14 protein-coding genes are annotated in these 22,531 nt (G+C 60.7%); all 14 read left to right on the top strand.

Features of this window, described 5'->3' with window-relative positions; translation table 11 throughout:
* The 14 genes from flgJ (at position 1) to I5S59_RS08385 (ending at position 22,512) form a co-directional block, all read left to right on the top strand.
* Entirely contained in the window at positions 1–1,203 is a 1,203-nt protein-coding gene (gene flgJ / locus I5S59_RS08450; RefSeq protein ID WP_197876215.1) for a flagellar assembly peptidoglycan hydrolase FlgJ, read from the top strand.
* A 10-nt stretch (positions 1,204–1,213) separates the two neighbouring features.
* Entirely contained in the window at positions 1,214–3,259 is a 2,046-nt protein-coding gene (flgK, locus tag I5S59_RS08445; protein WP_197876214.1) for a flagellar hook-associated protein FlgK, read from the top strand.
* 13 nt (positions 3,260–3,272) lie between these two features.
* Complete coding sequence (locus I5S59_RS08440; protein WP_197876213.1) at positions 3,273–4,838, top strand: flagellar hook-associated protein 3; 1,566 nt, start codon at positions 3,273–3,275, stop codon at positions 4,836–4,838.
* 82 nt (positions 4,839–4,920) lie between these two features.
* The gene (locus I5S59_RS08435; RefSeq protein ID WP_197876212.1) at positions 4,921–8,487 is read left to right on the top strand and encodes a glycosyltransferase; all 3,567 of its coding nucleotides are present in this window, start codon (positions 4,921–4,923) and stop codon (positions 8,485–8,487) included.
* Between the two features lie 54 nt (positions 8,488–8,541).
* On the top strand, positions 8,542–11,280 hold the full coding sequence (locus I5S59_RS08430) for a glycosyltransferase family 2 protein (RefSeq protein WP_197876211.1): 2,739 nt from the start codon (positions 8,542–8,544) through the stop codon (positions 11,278–11,280).
* Between the two features lie 109 nt (positions 11,281–11,389).
* A complete protein-coding gene (locus I5S59_RS08425) occupies positions 11,390–12,088 on the top strand; it encodes a WbqC family protein (RefSeq protein WP_197876210.1) in 699 nt (232 codons plus the stop codon).
* Positions 12,085–12,720, top strand: a complete 636-nt coding sequence (locus I5S59_RS08420) for a class I SAM-dependent methyltransferase (protein WP_197876209.1) — start codon at positions 12,085–12,087, stop codon at positions 12,718–12,720. The genes I5S59_RS08425 and I5S59_RS08420 overlap by 4 nt, the downstream gene beginning before the upstream one ends.
* A 36-nt stretch (positions 12,721–12,756) precedes the next feature.
* Positions 12,757–13,524 (top strand): dTDP-6-deoxy-L-hexose 3-O-methyltransferase, encoded by a 768-nt coding sequence (locus I5S59_RS08415; RefSeq protein ID WP_197876208.1) that lies wholly within the window; start codon positions 12,757–12,759, stop codon positions 13,522–13,524.
* A 10-nt stretch (positions 13,525–13,534) separates the two neighbouring features.
* The gene (locus I5S59_RS08410) at positions 13,535–14,914 is read left to right on the top strand and encodes an NAD(P)/FAD-dependent oxidoreductase (RefSeq protein WP_197876207.1); all 1,380 of its coding nucleotides are present in this window, start codon (positions 13,535–13,537) and stop codon (positions 14,912–14,914) included.
* A gap of 24 nt (positions 14,915–14,938) precedes the next feature.
* On the top strand, positions 14,939–16,093 hold the full coding sequence (rffA, locus tag I5S59_RS08405; RefSeq protein ID WP_197876206.1) for a dTDP-4-amino-4,6-dideoxygalactose transaminase: 1,155 nt from the start codon (positions 14,939–14,941) through the stop codon (positions 16,091–16,093).
* A 48-nt stretch (positions 16,094–16,141) separates the two neighbouring features.
* On the top strand, positions 16,142–19,684 hold the full coding sequence (locus tag I5S59_RS08400) for a glycosyltransferase (RefSeq protein WP_197876205.1): 3,543 nt from the start codon (positions 16,142–16,144) through the stop codon (positions 19,682–19,684).
* Between the two features lie 351 nt (positions 19,685–20,035).
* Positions 20,036–20,971, top strand: coding sequence for a ketoacyl-ACP synthase III (locus I5S59_RS08395; protein WP_128324334.1), 936 nt, complete (start codon positions 20,036–20,038; stop codon positions 20,969–20,971).
* Positions 20,972–21,222: 251 nt separating this feature from the next.
* Complete coding sequence (locus I5S59_RS08390) at positions 21,223–22,083, top strand: flagellin domain-containing protein (protein WP_128324335.1); 861 nt, start codon at positions 21,223–21,225, stop codon at positions 22,081–22,083.
* 72 nt (positions 22,084–22,155) lie between these two features.
* Positions 22,156–22,512: a flagellar protein FlaG gene (locus tag I5S59_RS08385; protein WP_197876204.1), complete on the top strand. Its 357-nt coding sequence runs from the start codon at positions 22,156–22,158 to the stop codon at positions 22,510–22,512.
* Positions 22,513–22,531 lie beyond the last annotated feature (19 nt).

Genomic DNA, 22,531 nt, shown 5'->3' with positions numbered 1-22,531 from the left:
ATGGATATGCCCAAGCATGCAATTGCCTCGTCGGCTGACAGCGGTGCCTACACCGACCTCAATCGCCTCAGTTCGCTGAAGGTCGGTGATCGCGACAGTGAGGCCAACCTGCGCAAGGTGGCCCAGGAATTCGAGTCGCTGTTCCTCAACGAAATGCTCAAGTCGATGCGCTCGGCCAGCGATGTGCTGGCCAAGGACAACCCGCTCAACACCGAGACCACCAAGCAGTACCAGCAGATGTACGACCAGCAGCTGGCGGTGAGCATGTCACGCGAGGGGGGTGGTATCGGTTTGCAGGACGTGCTGATGCGCCAGCTGTCCAAGCAGAAGGCCGCCCCGGCAGGCAACACCAGCCCGTTCCCGCGCTACGATGTGCAGGCGCGTCCGTTGGGCGCGGTGGCGGTGGGTGTGGCTGAGCGGCCACAGGAAACCGCGGTCACGCGCAATGACGTGGCAGCGCTGAATTCGCGACGCCTGGCGTTGCCGGGCAAGCTTACCGATCGCTTGCTGGCAGGCCTGGTGCCTGCCGCAGGCGGTGTGCCGGCAACCACCAACACCGCGCCGATTCCCGGGCGCTCGACCCAGGTCGGTGATGCCGTGGTCAAGGGTGACTGGCAGCCGGCGCAGGCGTTTGCCGCACCTGGCAGCGTGCGCATTTACGGTCGCGCCATGGCTCAGCCGCCGCTGGCACCGGCCAAGCGTGCCTTCGAATCTTCGGACGCTTTTGTCGCCACCATGCTGCCGATGGCCGAGCAGGCCGCCAAGCGCATCGGTATCGATCCGCGTTACCTGGTGGCCCAGGCCGCGCTGGAAACCGGTTGGGGCAAGTCGGTCATGCGTACGGCCGATGGCCGCAGCAGCCACAACCTGTTCGGCATCAAGGCGACGGGTAACTGGCAAGGCGATGAAGCGCGGGCGATCACCAGCGAATACCGCGATGGCCAGTTCGTCAAAGAGACGGCGGCGTTCCGTTCCTACGATTCCTACCAGGACAGTTTCCATGACCTGGTGAGCCTGTTGCAAAACAACGCGCGCTATAAAGATGCGGTCAAGGCTGCCGATAAACCGGAACAGTTTGTACGCGAGCTGCAGCGGGCCGGTTACGCAACCGACCCGGATTACGCGAGCAAGATCTCGCAGATCGCCAAGCAGATGAAATCCTACGAAAGCTACGCAGCGATTGGCACCACTACGCAACTATAAGGTTTGAACCATGGCGAGTTTGATCAACATCGGGATGTCGGGCCTCAACGCCAGTCAGTCGGGCCTGCACACCACCGGTAACAACATTACCAACGCCGATGTCGCTGGTTATTCGCGCCAGCAGAACGTGCAGCGGGCCAACGGCTCGCAGCAGTACGGCAATGTATTCATCGGCACCGGTACGACCTTGTCCGATGTGCGCCGGGTGTACAACGCCTACCTGGAAAACCAGTTGCGTACCACCACCTCGCTGAGCAGCGACGCGTCGGCCTACCTCAACCAGGTCGCGCCGATCGACAGCATGCTGTCCGATGCCGACACCGGCATTACCGCAGCGCTGAAGAGCTTCTTCACCGCCATGCAGAGCGCGGCAGCCAAGCCCAACGAAGATGCGTCGCGCCAGTTGCTGCTGACCAGTGCGCAATCGCTGAGCAAACGCTTCAATACCATCGCCAACCAGCTCAACGAACAGAACACCAACATCAACGGCAACCTGGCGTCGATGGCTGACCAGGTCAACAAGCTGTCGGCGACCATTGCCCAGTACAACGATCAGATTTCCCGGGTGTCGGTGGTTGAGGGCACGCCGAACGACCTGCTCGACCAGCGCAACGAAGCCGTGCGTCAATTGTCCGAGCTGGTCGGCACCCAGGTGGTCGAGCGTGAAGGTAACCTGGATATCTACCTGGAGAACGGCCAGCCGTTGGTGATGGGTAAAACCATCAACACCCTGGAGGCGGTGCCGAGCAAAAACGACCCGACCCGCTCCAGCATCCAGCTCAACCGTGGCACCACGGTCATGGACGTTACCTCCAGCCTAAATGGCGGCGAAATCGGTGGCCTGCTGCGTTATCGCAGCGAAGTGCTCGACCCGTCGCTGAACGAACTGGGGCGTGTGGCCCTGGTCATGGCCGACCAGATTAACAAACAGCTGGCCCAAGGCATCGACAAGAACGGCGAGTTCGGCGCCGCCCTGTTCAACAGCATCAACAGTGCCGAGCAGATCAGCCAGCGCAGTACTGCCCGTTCCGGCAACACCGGCAACGGCATGCTCGATGTGACCATCAAGGACACCGGCAAGCTGAGCACCAGCGACTACCAGGTGACCTTCACCAGTGCCACCGGCTACAGCGTCAAGAAGCTGCCGGAAGGCACCAATATGGGCAGCTTCGACATCACTGATGACCCGGCACCGGTCATCGATGGTTTCTCGCTCAGCCTGAACAGCGGCACCAACAATCCAGGCGACAGTTTCAAGATTACTCCGACCCGTAATGCTGCGAGCAACCTGGACACCGTCCTCACCGATCCCAAGCGCATCGCGCTGGCTTCGCCGTTGACCGCTACCAGTGGCTCGGGCAACCAGGGCACCGGGATCATCGGCCAGCCGAACCTGACCTCCAGCCTCGACATCTATGATGCTACCCAGCGCCTGGACCTGCAGAACGGCCTGAAGTATTCGACGCCGGTGAAGCTGGTGTTCGGTGACGACACCGCGTCGCCACAGACTTACAAATTGCTCGATGCCCAAGGTGGCACGCTGGGAACCGGTACCATCATTCCGGGGCAGGCCAACAAGCTGCAGTTTTCCGTACCGATGGTCGACTCCACCGGGGCGCCGATCAACGACGCCAGCGGCACCCAGAAGTCTTTCACCTTTGAAATGGAAGTGTCCGGCTCGCCCAAGCAGGGTGACAACTACACCATCGCGCTCACCGGCGCAGGTTCCGACAACAACCGCAACGGCCAGTCGGTGATCGACCTGCAGACCAAGGGCACGGTTGAAGTCGGCGCCAACGGCAAGGGCATCAGCCTTACCGACGCGTACGGCAAGCTGGTGGAAAACGTCGGTGGCAAAACGGCGCAGGCGCAGATGGACGTGGACTCGACCACGGCTTTGCACACCTCGGCCAAGGCCTCGCGTGATTCGCTGTCGGGCGTTCAGCTCGACGAAGAGGCCGGCAACCTGATCAAGTACCAGCAGTACTACACGGCCTCGTCGCAGATCATCAAGGCGGCGCAGGAAATCTTCTCCACGCTGATCAATGCCCTTTAAGGAGTGGTAGACCGTGCGTATTTCTACTTCCCAGTTTTACGAAGCCAGTGCCTCCAGCTACTCGCGCAACCTTGCCAACGTGGTGAAGACCGGCGAACAGGCCACTGACAACATTCGTGTACGTACTGCTGCCGATGATCCGGTGGGGGCAGCGCGGTTGCTGCAATTGCAGCAGCAGAGCAACTTGCTCGGCCAGTACAACGGCAACATCACCAGCGTGCGCAACAGCCTCAGCACTGCCGAATCGACGCTCAACGGCATCACCAACGTACTGGCCCGGGTCAAGGAGCTGGCGATCGGTGCGGGCAACGGCAGCTTTACCGATGCCGACCGCAAGGCGAACGCACAGGAGCTGAGCCAGCTCGAAGAGCAGCTCTACAGCCTGATGAACAGCCGCGATGAGAACGGCAAGTACCTGTTCTCCGGCTCGCGCGGAGATACCCAGCCGTACGTGCGTAACGCCGATGGCACCTACACCTATCAAGGCGACCAGAGCACCCTGAACCTGCAGGTGGGCGACATGCTCAGCATGGCGACCAACGAAAGCGGTTACACCGCGTTCGAGCAGGCGCTCAATACCAGCCGCAGCCAGACCTCGCTCACCTCGCCAGCGGCGGCCGACTCGCGCGTGAGCCTGTCCGATGGTCAGGTCTCGGGCAGCACCACCTACAACGAACGCTTCCGCAGTGGCGAGCCTTACGTCATCACCTTCATCAACAGCACCCAGTACAAGATCACCGACTCCACCGGCACCATCGACTACACGCTGGAGGCTTCGGGCGGCGGTACCTACGACTCGTCGGAAACCGATACCATCAGCTTCCGTGGTGTCGACATGCGTGTTGATGTCAATTTCCGCGACGGCGACAACGGCGCCATCGCCCCGCACGCGTTCACCCTGGCCTCCAAGCCTGACGCCATTGCCGGTTCGCGCAGCCCGGGCAACCCGTCGTCGTCGCAGATCACCGGGGCCAACATCACTGATCAAGGCCTGTACCAGGACGCGTTCCCGGGTGGCGGGGCGATCATCAAGTTCACCAGCGACACCGACTATGAGGTCTATGCCCAGCCGGTGGGGCCTGATGCACGTCCGGTTGCCACCGGTAGCCTGACCGGCACCAATGCCAGCATCGCCGGTGTCGACTTCACCTTCAGTGCTCCGCCGTCCGAGCCAAAGTCGGGCGATCAGTACTCGGTGAAGGTCAATACGCACCAGACCCAGAACATCCTCGACACCATCTCGCAGTTGCGCTCGGCGCTGGAGATGCCGGTGGACAACGACCTCGATGCCAAGCAGAAGTACCAGGCAGCCCTGGATTCGGCTATCGGTAACCTGGAAAGCGGTGCAAACAAGATCGCCGAGTCGATCAGTTCGATCGGTGCCCGCGGCGCGGCGCTGGACGTGCAGGCCGAGACCAATGAAAGCCTGCAGATTGCCAACACCAAGACGCAAAGCTCGATCCGTGACGCCGATCCCGCAGAAGTGCTGATCCGTCTGAATCTGCAGCAGACCATGCTGCAGGCATCGCAGCTGGCGTTTACCAAGATCTCTTCGCTTAGCCTGTTCAACCAGCTCTGATTTCTTTCCTCCGCGTTAATGGTCTATGCGCCTGCCTGTTCAGGTAGTTCAGGTGCATAGACCTTCTTCAAGGTTTCCCACGGTGAACGAACAGCCTCTTGTCAGCATCGCCATCCCTGCATTCAATACTGAATTTTTTCACAGTACGTTGACCAGCGCGATTGCCCAGGATTATCCGAACCTGGAAATCGTAGTGTGCGACGACAGTTCGGGTTCAGAGATCGAGGCGATCTGCGAAGCGCTCAGGAATGACTCCCCGGTACCGGTACGCTATGTGCGCAACCCCGAACGCCTGGGGTTTGCCCGTAACCTGCTGGCGTGCCTGGCGCAGTCGTCCGGCGAGCTGATCAAGTTCCTGTGTGATGACGATGTGCTGTTCAGCACCTGCATCAGCCAGCAGGCCGGTGTCTTGGCTGACTGGCCGCAGGTGAGCTTGGTCAACTGCCAGCGCCTGCTCTGCGCCGCTGATGATGTGTTGCTGCCGTCGCGTTCGCTGAATTTCGTTATGTCGATGCACAGTGCCGTGCTGTGCGGCACGGACCTGCTGGACAGCATTGCCGATCGCGCGCCGAACCTGTTTGGCGGGTTAAGCCATGCCATGTTCCGCCGGGCGCAGGTAGACGAATACCTGGCGACCCTGGTGCAGGACGGTCAGGGCTTCGTCGCGCGCCTGGACCTGGCCTTGTACACCTGCCTGCTGCGCCGTGGCCACCTGTGCAACCTGGATCAGGTGCTGAGCCTTGAGCGTGTATACCCTGGACGGCTGAGCCACCAGAGCAGCATGACCGAAGCGTACAAGGTCGAGTCCGAATGGCTGATGCAAATGCTCGCTGCGCGCAGCGGTGAGACCGCACCCGCTGAAGGCTGGGTGCGCTACCAGTCGCTGGCAGCCTACGACGACAGCGCAGATGCGCGCTGGGAAGAGCTGGACATGCGGCGCTTCTTCTCCGGGCAGATGGCCAACTTCAATCAGCAAGTTGGCAGTAACAGCCTCAGCTTTTCCGAGCTGTACGCCGAGTGGCTGAAATACCGCAGCCTCTCGGCGGGCCAGTTGCGCTTGCTGCCCAAACGTATCGAGCAGTGGCCCAGTCAGCCGCGTATTGTTCCGGTGATTCTCTGCGAGGATGACGAGGCCGCGTTGCGCGTGACCCTCGAAAGCCTGGCCGAGCAATCCTATCCCGCCCGACGCATTCTGGTGATGGGACCGGCGTCGTTGCAGGCTGTGGCCGGTGACGAGGTTCAGTTCCGCGTGCGCGACGGCGGTGACTATGCTGCGCTCAATCAATGGTTGCACAGCGATGAGTCGGCCGACTGGTTCTTCCTGATGCGCGCTGGTGACCGTCTGCATCCGCACGCACTGGTCATCATGGCCGAGCGTATGGCCCTGCGTACCGACAGCCTGTGCCTGTACACCGATGAAGGCGCCAACGACAACCTTGAGCCCTCGAACCCGATCTTCAAGCCGGACTTCAACCTCGACCTGATGCGCAGCGTGCCCTACGTCGGGCGCCTGCTGGCTTTCAACAGCGCAGCGGTGCGTGCCTTGGGCGGCTTTGATCAGGACTTCGACAGTCTGGCGCCCCAGGACTTGCTCTGGCGTCTGGTTGAGACCCATGGTTTGCAGGTGGTGGAGCACATTGCCGAGGTGCTGGTGCAGTGCCGGTACACCTATGCCCAGTGGCTGGCTGAGTCCGGTGCTCAGGTTCAGGCGTCTCGCGTGGTGCAGGCGCACCTGCAGCGCCTGGGCGTCAACGCCCAGGTCACAGGCATTGAAAACAGCCTGATGACCCGCGTGACCTACCAGCATGAGTGGGCGGCGAAGGTATCGATTCTGATCCTTGCCGGCGCCGACCTCACAGCGTTAATGCGCTGCGTCGAGTCTTTGCTTGAGCACACCGCCTACAGTCAGTTCGAATTGCTGTTGGTGGTCAACGATGAGGCGCCTGCCGAGGTGCGTGACTGGCTGGCGGCAATGGCCAACCTGGGTAGCGACCAGTTGCGCGTCGTTGCCGTTCACGCCAGCGGTCAGGCTGCGAGCCTGAACCTGGCGAGCCTGCAGGCTACCGGCGACTATCTGCTGCTGCTTGATCCGGCCTGCGCGCTGTTCGACAGGCAGTGGCTGTGCGAATTGATGCACCTGGCGCAGCGTCCGGAAGTCGGCGTGGTCGGTCCGAAACTGCTCGACCGCAATGGCGCGGTCATTTCTGCAGGCCTGGTACTGGGCATGAACGGCGTCACGGGCAGCCCCGTGCTCGGTTGTGCGGCGAATGCCGACAGCTACATGAGCCGCCTGCAACTGGTACAAAACTGGAGCGCGCTGAGTCTTGACTGCCTGTTGGTGCGCACTGAGCTGTTCCAGTCACTTGAAGGGCTCGATACTGCCAGCTTGCACGGTAACCTGCAGGACGCCGACTTGTGCCTGCGGGCGCGCAAGCTCGGTTATCTGACAGTGTGGACGCCGTATTCAAAGGTGGCCAGGCTGACCGTCGCTGACGACCGCGAGGCTGCGCACGTCGAGGCCGACCAGGTTGCGTTCTATCAGCGCTGGTTGTCCTGGGTTGCCTTTGATCCGGCCTATAACCGCAACCTCAGCCTGAAGCTGGCAAACTTCAACTTCGAGCCTGGCCTGCGCAGTGGCTGGGACCCGTTCATTGCGCGGGCCATGCCATCGGTATTGGCGTTGCCAAGCAATACTTCGGCGATCGGACACTACCGGGTGGTGCAGCCGTTCATGGAGCTGGAGCGTGCCGGCTGGATTCAGGGCCGGATCGACTACAGTTCGCCGGGGCTGATTGAGCTCGAGCGGGAAAAGCCCGACGTGGTGATCCTGCAGTGCCGCTACACGCCGGGCAACATCAAGGACATGGGCAGGTACAAGCAGCTTTCCAATGCGCGGCGCATTTATGAACTCGACGATTACATCATCGAGCCGCCGAAAAAGAACGATCACGCGCGCAACATGCCGAGCAACATGCGCGAACTGGTCGGCCAGGCCATCAGCCTGTGCGATCGCGTAGTGGTGTCAACCGAGCCGCTGGCCGATGCACTCTCCAGCATGCATCACGACATTCGCGTGGTCCCCAACATGCTGGCCGCGCCCCTCTGGAGCGGGCTTGTCAGCGAGCGTCAGACCAGTGCGCGGCCTCGCGTGGGCTGGGCCGGTGGCACCAGTCATCGTGGCGACCTGGAACTGCTGCTGGAGGTGATCAAGACCCTGGCCGACGAAGTCGACTGGGTGTTTTTCGGTATGTGCCCGGATGCGCTGCGGCCTTATGTAAAGGAATTCTACGAGGGCATCTCATTCGCCCAGTACCCACGCAAGCTGGCCAGCCTCAATCTCGACCTGGCCCTGGCGCCGCTTGAGCAGAACCTCTTCAACGACTGCAAGAGCAACTTGCGCCTGCTGGAATATGGCGCCTGTGGATTCCCGGTCATCTGTACCGACACCAAGGCCTATGCCGGCTATCTGCCTTGCACGCGTGTGCGCGAAAACACCACCGCGCAGTGGCTGGATGCAATCCGCATGCACCTTGGCGATCCGTTGGCCAGCTATCGCCAGGGCGATGCCCTGCGTGAGGCGGTGTTGCGCGACTACGTACTGAATGAACACCATCTGCAGCATTGGGCCAATGCCTGGCTGGCGGACTGAACCCTGGCGTCCGGCGAGGCCGGATGCCGAATCGATAACTGGAACAGGTGCACTATGATCGAAATCGCAACTGGCAAGCGCAGCGATGTAACCGTTGTCCTGCTCGGGCATGATCAGACGGACCATCGTGCTCGCGCGCTTCACTACTACCGCGAGGCCGGTGTGCCTTGTCTGCCCCTGGAACCGCTGCTGGCGGGTGCTTCGGGCGCTTTGTTCTGCGAGCGCCTGAGCCAGGCTTTGGCCGAGGTGACCACGCCTTTCGTGGCCCTGGCCCAGGATGCCGATTTCGTTCTGGCGCCTGCACTGGACAGCGCCGCAGCGTACCTGCTCGAGCAGTCACACGTAGCGGCCGTGCAGGGCTATGCCTTGGCCTATGCTGCCGGCAATGCTGAAGTGACTTATCACAAGCTTGGTGCATCCTTTGCGCCAGCGGCCGGGGAGGGCGCCGTTGCCCGCCTCAAGCAGTATGCCCAGGCGGGCCAGCAAGCCTGGCGTGCAGTATCGCGTGTTGCGGTCTTGCGGTCGGCGTTGGCCGAGGTGCCGCAGGTACTGGATGTTGCCGGTACGCGCACGGCCTTGTCGTGTGTGCTGCTGGCCAGTGGCGCCATCGCACAGCTCGAGCAGACTGATGTGATCTGCGAGTACGCGCCCTGCGCGTTGACGCCGGTAGTTCGCGAAGAGCGGGTTACCCAGACTGTGCGCACGCTGCGTCAGTGGGATGCCGATCGCCAGCGTCTGTACGCCGACGATGCCGGGTTTGCGGTGCTCAATGGTTTTGTGCGCAGCAGCTATGAGCAGGGTGAAGAGCCTTTGCTGTTCACCTCTGGATGGAAAAGCGTCATTGATGAACCAGAGCGCGCGTTCGAGTCGCGTCAATATGTAGAGCTGCCGTACTACAACCGCGCCTTGTTCGAGCAGTTGACCGCGCTGGAGTTTCTTTGCCATGCCTGGCCAACGGGCCTGCGGCATCAGCAGGCGCTGGAAGGTATCTGGGTACGTCAGCGCGATCTCATGCAGGTGCACCCCAATGACACCCCGGAGAGTTTACAAGCGCGCTATTGGCAAGCCATGGCGCTGGGACTGTTCAACCTGAATCTGTGCCAGCAGTTGATGCCGATGTTGACCGATGGCGAGGATGGCGAGCGGGTTCGTGAGCTGAAGAGCTGGCTGCAGCGACTGCAGCAGGTGCCGGGCACCGAGATGCACGAACGGCTGCGTGCCACGCCGTCAGGTAAGGTGCTGGAGGCAATCGCCGCCGCCACGCCCGACGAGCAGGGGCGCCAGCGTGTATTGGCGCACCTGGCCAAGCATCCGGCAGAGCAAATCGCGTTTGTGGTGCTGGATCTCAACGACGACGACCTGGCCCTGCAAGCCACCTTTGACAGCCTGCTGGCCTCGGGTGTGCGCAACTTCAAGCTGGTGGTGCTCAAGGCGGGTAATCTGCCGACGATCACCACGGCGCGCGATACCCTGCACTTCGTCCAGGTGACCGAGAGCAACTGGGCCACTCACCTCAATCATGTAGTGAAGCAACTGCCAAGTGAGTGGCTGCTGCTGTTGCAGGCGGGCGACGTATTGCTTGCCGGCGGCTTGCTGCGCTTGATGGTTGAGCTGGGCGAGGCGCCAGCGTGCCAGGCCATTGCTGCCAACGAAGTGCAGCGTGACGAGCAGGGACGTTTGCTCAGCGTTGTGCGCCCGGGTGCCAACCTGGACCTGCTGCGTAGCCAGCCGGGCCTGATGTCTCGCCACTGGCTGGTGCGCCGTCAGGCAGTGCTGGACCTGGGTGGTTACAGCGAGACGTCTCGCCAGGCGTTGGAGCTCGACCTGCTGCTGCGTCTTGTCGAGACCCAGGGGCTTGGCAGCCTGGCGCATATGGACGAGTACCTGGTGATCGGTCAACAAGCGTCGCCAGCGCTGGTCACCGAGGCGCAGACGATCCTTAACCGGCACCTGACGCAATTGGGTTATCGCAGTCAGGTCAGCGATCAGGGTGCGGCCGGTTTGCTGATCGATTTCCGTCATTCCGCTACCCCGCTGGTTAGCATCCTGCTGGCGCATGAAGGCGATAGCGCGCAGTTGCAGGCATGCCTCACCTCTGTGCTTCAGCGTACCCGTTACCCGCGTTATGAAGTGCTGGTGGCCTGTGTTGGTGATCACATCGAACTTGACGCCGCGGCATTCCAGGCCTTTGCCGGTCGTGTCCGTCTGTTGTCGGGCGAGCCTGGCACTTCGCAGAGCGAGTTGCTGAACCTGGCTGCCAGTGAGGCGCGTGGCGACTACCTGGTGCTGCTGTCTGAGCATGCGCAAGTGGTCACCCCAGCCTGGATCGAGGGCCTGCTCAACGAAGCGCAGCGCCCGGAGGTCGGTGTTGTCGGTGCGCGCCTTCAGGCCGCCGACGGAACCTTGGTTCATGCCGGTTATGAGTTGCTGGCCGGGCCTTCGGTACACGCGCCGTGGGCGGGCGCTGCGTTTGAACAGAGCGCTGCCCACTTCTGGCCGCTGTCGGTGCGCAGTTGCACCGCGGTGTCCGAAGGTTGCCTGATGGTACGCAAGCAGGTGTTCGAACACTGTGGCGGCCTGGTGTCGGCGCCCGGTGCCGGTATCGAGTTGTGCCTGGCCGCTGCCCAGGCCGGGCTGGCTGTGGTGTGGACCCCGCGTGCGCAGTTGCTGGCCGGCGACCTGGGCGCGATGGACGACAGCGTCAGCCACGCACTGGCTGAACGCTGGCCGACAGCGTTCAGTGGTCGTGCGCCGTTCAGCGTGAGCCTGGAGTGGGTTGCTCAGTTGGCATAGCTGGCGTGGGAATTGCAAAAGCCGGGTCTATACCCGGCTTTTTCATTTCTGGTGGCGATTTATTGACAGGTGAGAGGCCCAGGTGTCCGTTGTGAACATGAGGCTCAGGATGCAGAAGAAAGTGGCTGTGGTGCAGTCGAACTACATACCTTGGAAAGGCTACTTCGATCTGATTCGTAGCGTAGACGCGTTCGTCTTGTATGACGATGTTCAGTACACCCGGCGCGACTGGCGCAATCGCAACAAGATCAAGACCGCCCAGGGTGAGCATTGGTTGAGTGTTCCGGTGAAGAACCGCGGACGTTATGAACAGTTGATCAATGACGTGCAGGTCAGTGAGCCGGACTGGGCAGCCAAACACTGGAAGACCATCGAGATGAGCTACCGGCGAGCGGCTTGCTTTACCCAGATGGAGGCACCCATGCGTGCCCTCTACGAGCAAGCTGCCGGCCTCGAGAATCTTTCTTGCATCAACGAACTGTTCATCCGTGGCCTGTGCGCACTGCTCGATATTCATACGCCGCTGTATCGCTCCGCGGACCTGGGGCATTGCGAGGGTAAGAACGAGCGGTTGATCCAGCTATGCCAGGCCCTCGATGCCACCGAGTACCTTTCAGGGCCTGCGGCCGGTTGCTATCTGGACGAAGCGGCCTTTGCTGCTACCGGGATCGAGGTGTCCTACATGAATTATGCGGGTTATCCCGAGTACCCACAGTTGTACGGCGAATTTCAACATGCCGTCAGCGTCGTCGACTTGTTGTTCAACACCGGCAGCGACGCATCTACTTTTCTGGAGCGACGTCCATGAGTACGGACATCTTGCAAGACGTGGCGGAGTATTACTCATCGCGAGTTCGTGCACACGGCGCCACTCCCGAGGGGGTCGACTGGAACGGCAGCGCATCACAACAACTGCGGTTTGCCCAGTTGCTCAAGCTGGTACCTGCCAATGAACAGCAGGAAGGGTTCAGCCTGATCGATGTCGGATGTGGCTATGGGGCGTTGCTGACGTGGATGCGTGAGCGTGGCCTGGCAGTCGATTACCATGGGTATGACCTGTCGGACCAGATGATCGCGGCTGCCCGTCAACAGCATCCGGCCAGCGATGCGGTGCGCTTCGAGGTGGCCGAACGTGCCTCGTGCGAAGCGGATTACGCAGTAGCCAGTGGCATTTTCAATGTCTGCCAGGATACTCCGCGTGCGGCCTGGGAGGCCTACATCGCCGACGTGCTGCGCAGCATGGACGCCTGCAGTCGCAAGGGCTTCGCGTTCAATTGCCTGACGTCTTATTCAGACCCGCCCTTCATGCGTGATTACCTCTATTACGGTGATCCGTGCTTCTACTTTGATCTGTGCAAAAGTAACTACTCCAGAGAGGTGGCACTCTTGCACGATTATGGTTTGTACGAGTTCACCTTGCTTGTGCGCAAGGCTTCTTGACGAACTGTCCGACCCCTCTGTCTCCTGGAAAACACTATGCTCAAAAGCGGTTCCACCTCCGTCACACAGTCCAGCGATGGCCAGCTCGAAGCCCGTGAGCAGCTCTGGCAGGCCTTCCACAACGCGCCTCTGGATGATGCCGAGAAAGAGCGCAACCTCGGCTTGTTCATCCGCTCTGCTTCATTGGCGCGGATGCTGGCGGTTTCCGATCTATATCGTGAGATTGTCCGGTTGCCTGGTTCGGTACTGGACTTCGGTACGTGGCGCGGGCAGAACGCCGTGCTCTGTGAGAACCTTCGGGCAATCTTTGAACCGTTCAACAAGCAGCGCCGGATCGCGGCGTTCGATACCTTTGCCGGCTACAAGTCCCATACCGGTGACGGCAAGGTGGCCAACGCCCATTTCCAGGACGGGTGCTACGACACCGGCAATGGCTATGCGGATTACCTGCGTCACCTGCTGGCCCTTCATGAAGGTATCAATGCCTTGCCTCAAGTACCCGGCGGGCATCAGGTGGTGGAAGGGGATATCAAGGACACCTTGCCGCAGTTCATCGAGCTGCAACGCAACTTGCTGGTAGCCCTCGCTTTCTTTGACATGAATCTGGAAGGGCCGACCCGATTTGCCCTGGAACAGATTCTGCCACGCTGTGTGCCTGGCTCGTTGCTGGTGTTCTTCCAGTTGCAGCGCGACTTCCTGCCGGGCGAGGGCTATGCCTATGTCGCCGAGATACTCGGGAAGGTGCGTCACGAGATCAAACGTTCGGAAACCTACCCGTCACTGTGCATCGTCAAGCTGCTGTAAGGAGCTCTTCATGTTTCTGATCGTTGGCAATGGCATGGTTGCCCTGGCTATCGCAGCCGGCCTCTCGCGCAGTGTTCCGGGTGAGCGCATTCAGGTTGTCGGCCCGGCTGCACGTCCGAACAGTGCTTCGATGGCTGCCGCGGCCATGCTCAACTCCTTCGCAGAGCTTGAGCCGGGCGCACTCGACCAACCGCGTGACCGTCTGAAGTTCGAGTTGAGCCAGGCATCAGCCCGTCTCTGGGAGAACTTTGTCGAAGAGTTCGACATTCCCGCCGAGTACTACCGACTGGGTACCGTGCTGGTGAACAACAACGCCTCCAACAGCTTCGAGGATGAAGCGTTCGATGCGATCGCCGGATACCTTGACGAATTTGCCGAGCCGTACGAGCGTGTCGACCCGCACCTTGAGCCGGCCTATGTGCCAGGTGCGAGCTATCGCACGCGCCAGGCGCTGTTCCTGCCGCGCGAGGGCGTGCTCAATCCGGATGGTGTAGTTCGTGCGCTGCAGGCAACGCTGGAAAAGCGCGGTGTGCGTTTTGTTGATGGCGTGGTGAAAACGCTGGACAAGGTCAACGGTCGCACCCGAGGCGTGACCCTGGAAGACGGACGCGTGCTGGGCGCGGAGCGTGTCGTGCTGGCCAACGGCAGTATGGCCACGCGCCTGTGGGACGAAGAAGGCTGCATCCGGGTGATCAATGGTGTCGGCGCAACCGTGGTGTTGAAGAACCCCGGTATCAAGGGTCGCTATGTACTGCGTACGCCCAACCGTGGCGGCGCCTGTGGCATCTACCATGCGCCCTATCAGGACGATCAGTTTGTCGTCGGGGCCACCAACCTGGTGACCACCGCCGACGAACAGTTCCCGCGTGCAGAGTCGGTGGCGGCGCTGATAAACGGCGCGATCAATCAGGTCAACCACCTGCACCGCACCAGCGGGTTCATCCGTTACAACTTCGGCTATCGCCCGCTGAGCCTTGACGGTTATCCGGTTATCGGCCAGCTCAACGACAACACGTTCATTGCTTCCGGCACCCGCAGGGATGGCTACCATTTTGCGCCATGGCTGGCTGACAACCTGGCGGCCTTGCTGCTGGACAAGTCGGTCTCGGCACAGGCCAGGGAGTATTTTCACTTCACTCGACCGCAGCGCAGTGCATGGCTGGACCAATCGGTGGAGGCATGCTGTCGCAAGTATGCGGCGGTCAAGTGTTCGGCGTTGTCCCAGCACGGTTTCGATGCCGGTCATACCGATGCCGACCAGGCGCTGGAGAATTACTACTACCAGCGTGCACGAACCTTCTTTGACAAGCACGCGCTCGAGCAGAGTGTTCAGGTGGATTTCCTGGACGCGCTGCTGGGTGGTTACCTTTCCCTGTCGGATTTTGCCTGAAGCCCGAGCGCCGGAGTCACGAGAGTGAGCAATCAGATCATTCCTTTCAATAAGCCTTTTGTTGTCGGCAAAGAGCTGTTCTATATCGCGCAGGCGGTGATGAATGGCGGTATTGCCGGCGATGGGCAATTCACGCGCTTATGCCAGGAGTGGCTGGAGGACAACCTGGGATGTCCCAGGGCACTGTTGACGCATTCGTGCACGGCGGCCCTTGAGATGGCGGCGATCCTGGCAGACATAGGTCCGGGCGATGAAGTCATCATGCCGTCGTTTACCTTCGTATCCACGGCAAACGCCTTTGTCTTGCGCGGCGCAGTACCGGTGTTTGTAGATGTACGCAAGGATACGCTGAACCTGGACGAACGCCTGGTGGAGGCGGCAATCACCGAGAAGACCAAGGCGATCGTCGCGGTGCATTACGCTGGCCAGCCTTGTGACATGGATGCCCTGTTACGCCTGTGCGACAAGCACGGGCTGATCCTTATCGAAGACGCCGCCCAGGCGATTCTCGCCAGGGAGAAAACCCGTGCGCTGGGGACCATCGGTCATCTCGGTTGCCTGAGTTTTCACGAAACGAAGAACGTGATCAGCGGCGAGGGTGGGGCCCTGCTCATCAATGATCCCAAGTTGATCGAGCGGGCTGAGATCATCTGGCAGAAGGGCACCAACCGCAAGGCTTTTTCCCGTGGGGAAGTGAGCAAGTACACCTGGGTCGACGTAGGTTCTTCATTCTTGCCCAGCGAGCTGACGGCTGCTTTTCTGTATGCCCAGCTGGAGCAGGGAGAGAGTATCAATACACACCGCCGTGCGTTGTACGAGTCCTATTACCATCAGCTGACGACGCTTGAAGCAGATGGTTATTTCACCCTGCCTCGCGCCCAGGGCGGCAAACCGGCCAATGCGCATATCTTCTATCTGCTGCTGCGCAGTAACAAAGAACGCGGTGAGCTGATTGAGTATCTTCGTGAGCGGGGCATTTATGCCGTGTTCCACTACGTTCCCTTGCATGATTCACCTGCCGGATTGCGCTACTCACGCAGCGTCGGTGACTTGCCTGTCACCCAGGAGGTTTCTGCATGCCTGGTGCGCCTGCCGCTTTATTCCGACATGAGCCTGCGCGAGGTCGCTCAGGTGTGTGCAGCCATCTTCCAATTCTTCGCAGGTGCCCGGGAGGCATGAGTGCCTCGGGCCCGGCGATTGTTCAGCTGATTTCTGGAGTTTCACCCCATGTTGAATTCTGTACAGGCTGGCGCGGGCCTGGAGCAGGCCATGAAGCGTCTCCGACTGATGTATGCCCGGCCGGAGCACCCTTACTACATCATGGCGCCGGGTTACCGGGAGACTTCATCGGGGGTCGCCTCGCTCCATTACCTTTGCCACCTGCTCAACCTGAATGGACGAGAGGCCTACATCTGTGGCGGCAAGGTGGTGAACCCGGAGTTGAAAACACCGCTGCTTGACGACGAGACCCGCCAGCGTCACAGGCTGGCGGGTCGGGTGCCGATTGCGGTCTATCCGGAAGTCACCACCGGCAATCCATACAACTGTTCGGTGGTGGCGCGTTTCCTGTTGAACTTCGAAGGGTTCATCACGGGCCGGGGCATGGAGGCTGCTCCCAGCGATCTGCTGTTCTACTCGGGCAAGCTGATCGCCGAAGATCATGGTCACCCGGACGGTGATTTGCTATGCCTGCCCACCATCGATGTTGATCTGTTCTGTACCGGTCAACCGTCGGCTCAGCGTGAAGGTCGTTACCTCTACCAGAATCGCTATCCGCTCGACGCCATCGATTATTCGATACTGCCAGCGGATATTCGCTTGCTGAGCATGGCCAATGCCCTGACGCTGCCAGAGCTGGCACAACTGCTTCAACAGGCAGAGGTGATGTACACCCATGAGTGGTCGATGACCTGTGTAATCGCGGTGCTCTGCGGTTGCCCGGTGATCTTCATTCCCGGGCATGGCATTGATCAGGCATTCCTCGATGCCAGCTTTGTCGGCAGCAGTGGCTTTGCCATGCTGGATCGCGAGGATGCGCTGGCCCATGCCCAGGCAGGCCTTGAAGGTGCGTTGCAACGCTATGTCGAGCGAACGGCGCCTTTCTGGAGTCAGCTGGATGTTTTCATCGCCAAGACCCAGGCATCCGCCTGTCGTGAGGTTGTGGGCAATCGGCTGGGTGTGCGGGATTGGCTGCGGCAGCGTTATCCGCAGCCGCAGCAGATGCGGGTTATCGAAGATCGCCTGGCAGATGCAACTGCTGCGCGGTTTACTGTGCTGGTGGTCGACCATGGTGACCCCGCGGCGCTGGCAATTACCCTGGACAGCCTGGCGCGTGGCCTGTGTCCGGGGGTGAAGGTTTGCGTGTTGGGCCGGGATAATCCCGGGTTGAGCACCGTCCAATGGCTGCAGTGCAATCCTGCACAGGCGGTCCTTGCGATCGAAGCCTGTCTGCGTGGGTGCGAGAGTGATTGGTTCATGCTGGTCGATGCCGGCAGCGAATTCACCGCCAGCGGCTTGTTGCTGACAGCACTGGAGTTGACCCGGCTTCCCGTGGATTGTCTGGCTGTCTATGCGGATGAAGCGCTGTGCCAGGCACAGGGCGTCGTCGATACCGCATTGCGCCCGGACTTTAATCTGGACATGCTGCTGGCCTTCCCGGGCTACCTGTCGCGACATTGGTTGTACCGATGCGATGCCTGGCGCCAGCTCGGCGGCTTCAGCGAGGCGGGTGGCCGAGCGTTTGAGCTCGACTTCCAGTTGCGCTTGATCAGTGAGCGAGGGTTGGGATGTATCGGTCATGTCGGCGAGCCGTTGCTGATCGGTAATGCCCTGCAGTTGCAGGCCTGTGCCGACGAATGCGCGGTCATCGAAGCGCATCTGCAAGGCCGTGGATATTCCGCTGCCCGGGCGCTACCGCTGGCTGCAGCGCCGGGGCGTTACCGTATCGACTACGGGCACCAGCCGCAGGCGTCGGTCAGTATCGTCATCTTCCTGGAAGGGCAGTTGCTGCACTTCCAGCGTTGCCTGGAAAGCTTGCTGGCGCAGACGACCCATGGCGACTACGAGGTGTTGCTGGTTGAGCCGGGCGGTGATGACCCTTTGTTGCTGGACTGGCTTGCAATGGTCGGGCAAATGGGGGGCGGGCGCTTCAATATCCTGCGCTTTGAACCCGGTCACACGCGTGCGGCGATGTGTAACGCGGCAGCGCATGAGGCGCAGGGCGAATACCTGCTGTGGCTGGATGCCGGCAGCGCCGTACTCGATGGTGACTGGCTGCAGGTGTTGCTCAACCATGCACAGCGCCCGGAGGTGGGCGCCGTGGGTTGCAAGCTGGTGAGCCGGGACAGCACTGTTCGTCAGGCGGCCCTGGTACTGGGGCTCGGAGGCGGGGTGGGGCGTGCCTTCGAAGGACGGTCCACGCAGGATGCCGGTTACATGGGGCGCCTTGGGCTGGAGCAGGATTGCTCGGCGGTCGGGGGTGAATGTCTCATGGTGCGCCGTTCGCTGTTCATCGAGTCCGGTGGTTTCGAGATTGATCCGCTGTTTTCTCGCTGGGTGGCTGTGGACCTGTGCCTCAAGCTGCTTCAAGCCGGTTACCTGAACGTGTGGACGCCCCATGCCCGGCTGTTGCTGGAGGCTACTCAGGACGCGCCGGCCGGCACCGACCAGGAGGATGCATTGTATGCGCGCTGGTTACCGCAATTGGCGCGTGACCCCGCGTACAACGTCAACTTCTCGCTGCGTGCTGGCGAGGAATTTGCCGTTCAGGGGGGCGACATGAGCTGGCGGCCACTGCGGGGATTGGTGCCTACCGTGCTCGCCTGCGCTGACGGTCAGAGCGGTGCGGTAAGTTCGCGTCTGCTGGGGCCTATGGCAGCTTTGCGCGGCGCAGGGAGTATCGATGGCGCGGTGATCGCCGGGACGTTGTCGCCGGTGGAGATAGAACGCTTCAACCCTTCAAGCATCGTGCTGCAGCGTCCACTGGAAGATTCGGGGTTGTTGACCATGCGTCGCTTGCGTGCGTTTTCGCAGGCATTCAAGGTCTACGATCTGGACCGCTATGTGCTCGATATCGACGATGGGCAGCTGCGTTCTGCCGAGGATCTGGAACAGCGTATCCGCTTTGGGGTCATGCAGGCTGACAGGGTGTTGGTTGCAACTGCAGCGCTGGCGGAGCTGGTGCGGGCCCAGCTCGATGATGTACAGGTTCTGGAGAACGTGTTGCACCCTTCGTGGGGGCGCCTGCAAGGGGCTCGGCGGATGGGGGAGAAGCCGCGCGTGGGATGGCTGGGCTGCCAGGATGCGTACCTGCTCGCCGAGGTTGTGCCGATGCTGGCCGGTGAAGTCGAGTGGGTGGTCCTTGGCGATTGCCCTGACGCCTTGAGGCCATACCTGAAGGAGCATCACCCGGCCGTGGACCTGGATTACCTGGGGGTCGATCTGGCGGCCCTGAATCTGGACATTGCCCTGGTCCCTATGGCGGAAACCCTGATCAACAGATGCTCCGGCGATATACGGGTGCTCCAGCATGCCGCGTGCGGTCAATCGGTCATCTGTAGCCGGGTAGCGGGCTTTGCCGGTGGCGACGCGTTGCCGTTGTCGCGGGTGAGCAACGATGCTGCTGATTGGGTCCGGGCCATCCGCCTGCACCTGGAGGACCTGGGTGCTTCTGCGGCCCTGGGCGACGCCCAGCAGGCACTCGTGCGCAGTGAATGGCTGCTGCAAGGGCAGAGGCTGGAAGACTGGCGGCTCGCCTGGCTGGCCAATTGATCAGCTGTGCAGGGTAGGCAGGTACTCGACCTCACAGGCGCGTTGAACAGCGCCTGTTTTTTTGTGAGGGGCTGTGCCGGGAGAAGCCGGTGAGAGGCGCTCGAATGAGTCGCAGGCTTGCCCATGAGCAATAGGTGCGCCTAAACCCGGTTGCGCCTGTCGCCTTCAGCGAATCGACAAAAAGCGCGTGACTCGAGAGTCAGAACGCGCATCTTCACTGTATATTGTCGAAACCGGGAACTGCTGCGTCGCGCCTGGAGGAGCTGTCAGGGAAGGGGGTGACCCGTTCGTCTGGCTGTTTGTCGTTGTAGTCGCAGTGGGTATTTCGCTGTTATTGAATTGGGAAGCCATATGATTGGCATTAAAAGCATCGCCAGTTACGTGCCTACTGAAGGGATAGACAACTATGCCCAGGGCGCGAAATTCGGCAAGGACCAGGATTTCATCTTCGGCAAGATCGGTTCTACCTTCTTGCCGCGCAAGGACGCTAGCCAGGAAACCTCCGACCTGTGTGTCGAAGCGGTCCGCAACCTGTTCGCTGCCAATCCGTCGCTGGACCCGGCCTCTATCCAGGCGGTGATCGTTGTCACCCAGAACGGCGATGCCGAAGGGTTGCCGCACACTGCCGCGATCGTTCAGGACAAGCTTGGCTTGCCGACCCATATTGCTGCCTTTGACATCTCCCTGGGTTGCTCGGGCTATGTCTACGGCCTCTATGCCCTGAAAGGTTTCATGGAGGCGGCTGGCCTGAAGAACGGCTTGCTGATCACTGCCGACCCTTATTCGAAGATTGTCGATCCCGAAGACCGCAACACCACCATGTTGTTCGGTGACGCGGCAACCGCGACCTGGATGGGCGAAGATGCGGCCTGGCAGCTGGGCAAGTCACTGTTCGGCAGTGATGGCGCCGGTGCCGAGCACCTGCGTACCACCGATGGCAAGTTTTTCATGAACGGCCGCCAGGTCTACAACTTTGCCCTGGTCAAGGTGCCGGCTCACCTGCATCTGTTACTTGAGGCCAGCCAGTTGCAGGCCGAAGACATCGACCTGTACTGCCTGCACCAAGGCAGCGCAGCGATTGTCGATGCCGTGTCGGCGCGTTTCGATGAAGGCGAGCACAAGGCCAAGTTCGTCAAGGACATGGTCGAGACCGGCAACACCGTGTCGTCGAGCATTCCTTTGCTGCTGGAGAAGCACGTGCTTGGCTCCCAGTGCAAACGCGTCGCGCTCAGTGGTTTTGGCGTGGGGCTGTCCTGGGGCTCGGCGATCATCGAGCGCCGGGACTGAAGCATTCGCGTCAAACCCGAAACGCCGCCCCCTACGGGCGGCGTTTTTGTTTCCGGCTGCGGTGTGGCCTGCCTGATAATTGGCGTCAACACCTTGATTTCATTGGGCTGGCAGGTGGCCATTAATTTTTTTTGAAAACTCCCTAAAGCAACCCGCCCTGACGACGATAACTATTACGAAGGTTCTCTGTGCCACACCCGGCGAATTGCCAAGGCCGGAAGCCGTAGTACCCATCCAACGAGGAATTCGTCATGGCTTTGACTGTAAACACCAACACCACCTCCCTGGGCGTTCAGAAGAACCTGAACCGTGCTACCGACGCTCTGAGCACTTCGATGACTCGTCTGTCTTCGGGCCTGAAAATCAACAGCGCCAAAGACGACGCCGCCGGCCTGCAGATCGCTACCCGCATGACCTCGCAGATCCGTGGTCAAACCATGGCAATCAAAAACGCCAACGACGGTATCTCCATCGCCCAGACCGCTGAAGGCGCGATGCAAGAGCAGACCAACATTCTGCAGCGTATGCGTGAACTGGCCGTTCAGTCCCGAAACGACTCCAACAGCCAGACCGACCGTGACGCACTGGACAAAGAATTCCAGTCGATGCTGAAAGAGATCGACCGTATTGCTGACAGCACCCAGCTGAACGGCAAGAACCTGCTGGACGGTACTGCTGGCGCCATGACCTTCCAGGTCGGCTCCAACTCCGGCACCAGCAACCAGATCACCATCAGCCTCAGCGCTGCCATGAAAACCACCGGTACTGGCGCTGCGCTGACCGGCCTGGCTGGCAAGAGCATCACTGGTGCCAACACCACCGCTGCTGAGCAGACCTTCACCGCTGCTGTCAGCGCTATCGACGACGCACTGGCAGCAATCAACGCCTCGCGTGCTGACCTGGGTGCCAACCAGAACCGTCTGACCAGCACCATCAACAACCTGCAAAACATCAACGAGAACGCCGAAGCCGCTCGTGGCCGTGTACAGGACACCGACTTCGCTGCTGAAACCGCTCAGCTGACCAAGCAGCAGACTCTGCAGCAAGCGTCGACTTCGGTTCTGGCTCAAGCCAACCAGCTGCCATCGGCAGTTCTGAAACTGCTGGGCTAATCTGCCTGATGGTTTTCGGCGGGGGAGTGCACTTGAGGCACTTCCCCGCCTTTTCATTCTGAGGTGGCGGACATGGACATGAGTGTCAAAATGAACCTGTCATATCCGGCTGCGCGTGCGGCCGAACAGGTTGCGGACAAGCCGGTTAAGCGGTTGGCCGAGGCATCCGGTGACAGCGACAAGCCTGGCTTGCAAGCGAGTGGGGACGTCGACAAGGTCAAGAGTGCCGTCTCGGAAATTGAAAAGTTCCTGCACGCGACCCGACGGAATCTGGAATTCTCCACTGATGAAGATTCCGGCAAAATCGTCGTCAGGGTTCTCGCCAGCGATACCGGCGAGCTGATTCGTCAGATCCCCTCGGAAGAGGCGCTGCGAATCGCCAACAGTTTGAGCGATGTAAACAGTATTCTATTCGACGCCAAGGTCTGACCGGGCGGCGAACAGTTTT

It is taken from the genome of Pseudomonas alkylphenolica (assembly GCF_016009175.1).
Lineage (GTDB): Bacteria > Pseudomonadota > Gammaproteobacteria > Pseudomonadales > Pseudomonadaceae > Aquipseudomonas > Aquipseudomonas alkylphenolica_B.
This window is presented reverse-complemented; position numbering and strand designations above follow the sequence as displayed.

Coding starts and splice junctions, on each gene's coding strand:
- I5S59_RS08430 (WP_197876211.1), top strand. CDS start 8,542: ATGATCGAAATCGCAACTGGCAAGCGCAGCGATGTAACCGTTGTCCTG.
- I5S59_RS08415 (WP_197876208.1), top strand. CDS start 12,757: ATGCTCAAAAGCGGTTCCACCTCCGTCACACAGTCCAGCGATGGCCAG.
- I5S59_RS08410 (WP_197876207.1), top strand. CDS start 13,535: ATGTTTCTGATCGTTGGCAATGGCATGGTTGCCCTGGCTATCGCAGCC.
- I5S59_RS08390 (WP_128324335.1), top strand. CDS start 21,223: ATGGCTTTGACTGTAAACACCAACACCACCTCCCTGGGCGTTCAGAAG.
- flgJ (WP_197876215.1), top strand. CDS start 1: ATGGATATGCCCAAGCATGCAATTGCCTCGTCGGCTGACAGCGGTGCC.
- I5S59_RS08400 (WP_197876205.1), top strand. CDS start 16,142: ATGTTGAATTCTGTACAGGCTGGCGCGGGCCTGGAGCAGGCCATGAAG.
- I5S59_RS08395 (WP_128324334.1), top strand. CDS start 20,036: ATGATTGGCATTAAAAGCATCGCCAGTTACGTGCCTACTGAAGGGATA.
- I5S59_RS08385 (WP_197876204.1), top strand. CDS start 22,156: ATGGACATGAGTGTCAAAATGAACCTGTCATATCCGGCTGCGCGTGCG.
- I5S59_RS08420 (WP_197876209.1), top strand. CDS start 12,085: ATGAGTACGGACATCTTGCAAGACGTGGCGGAGTATTACTCATCGCGA.
- I5S59_RS08425 (WP_197876210.1), top strand. CDS start 11,390: ATGCAGAAGAAAGTGGCTGTGGTGCAGTCGAACTACATACCTTGGAAA.
- flgK (WP_197876214.1), top strand. CDS start 1,214: ATGGCGAGTTTGATCAACATCGGGATGTCGGGCCTCAACGCCAGTCAG.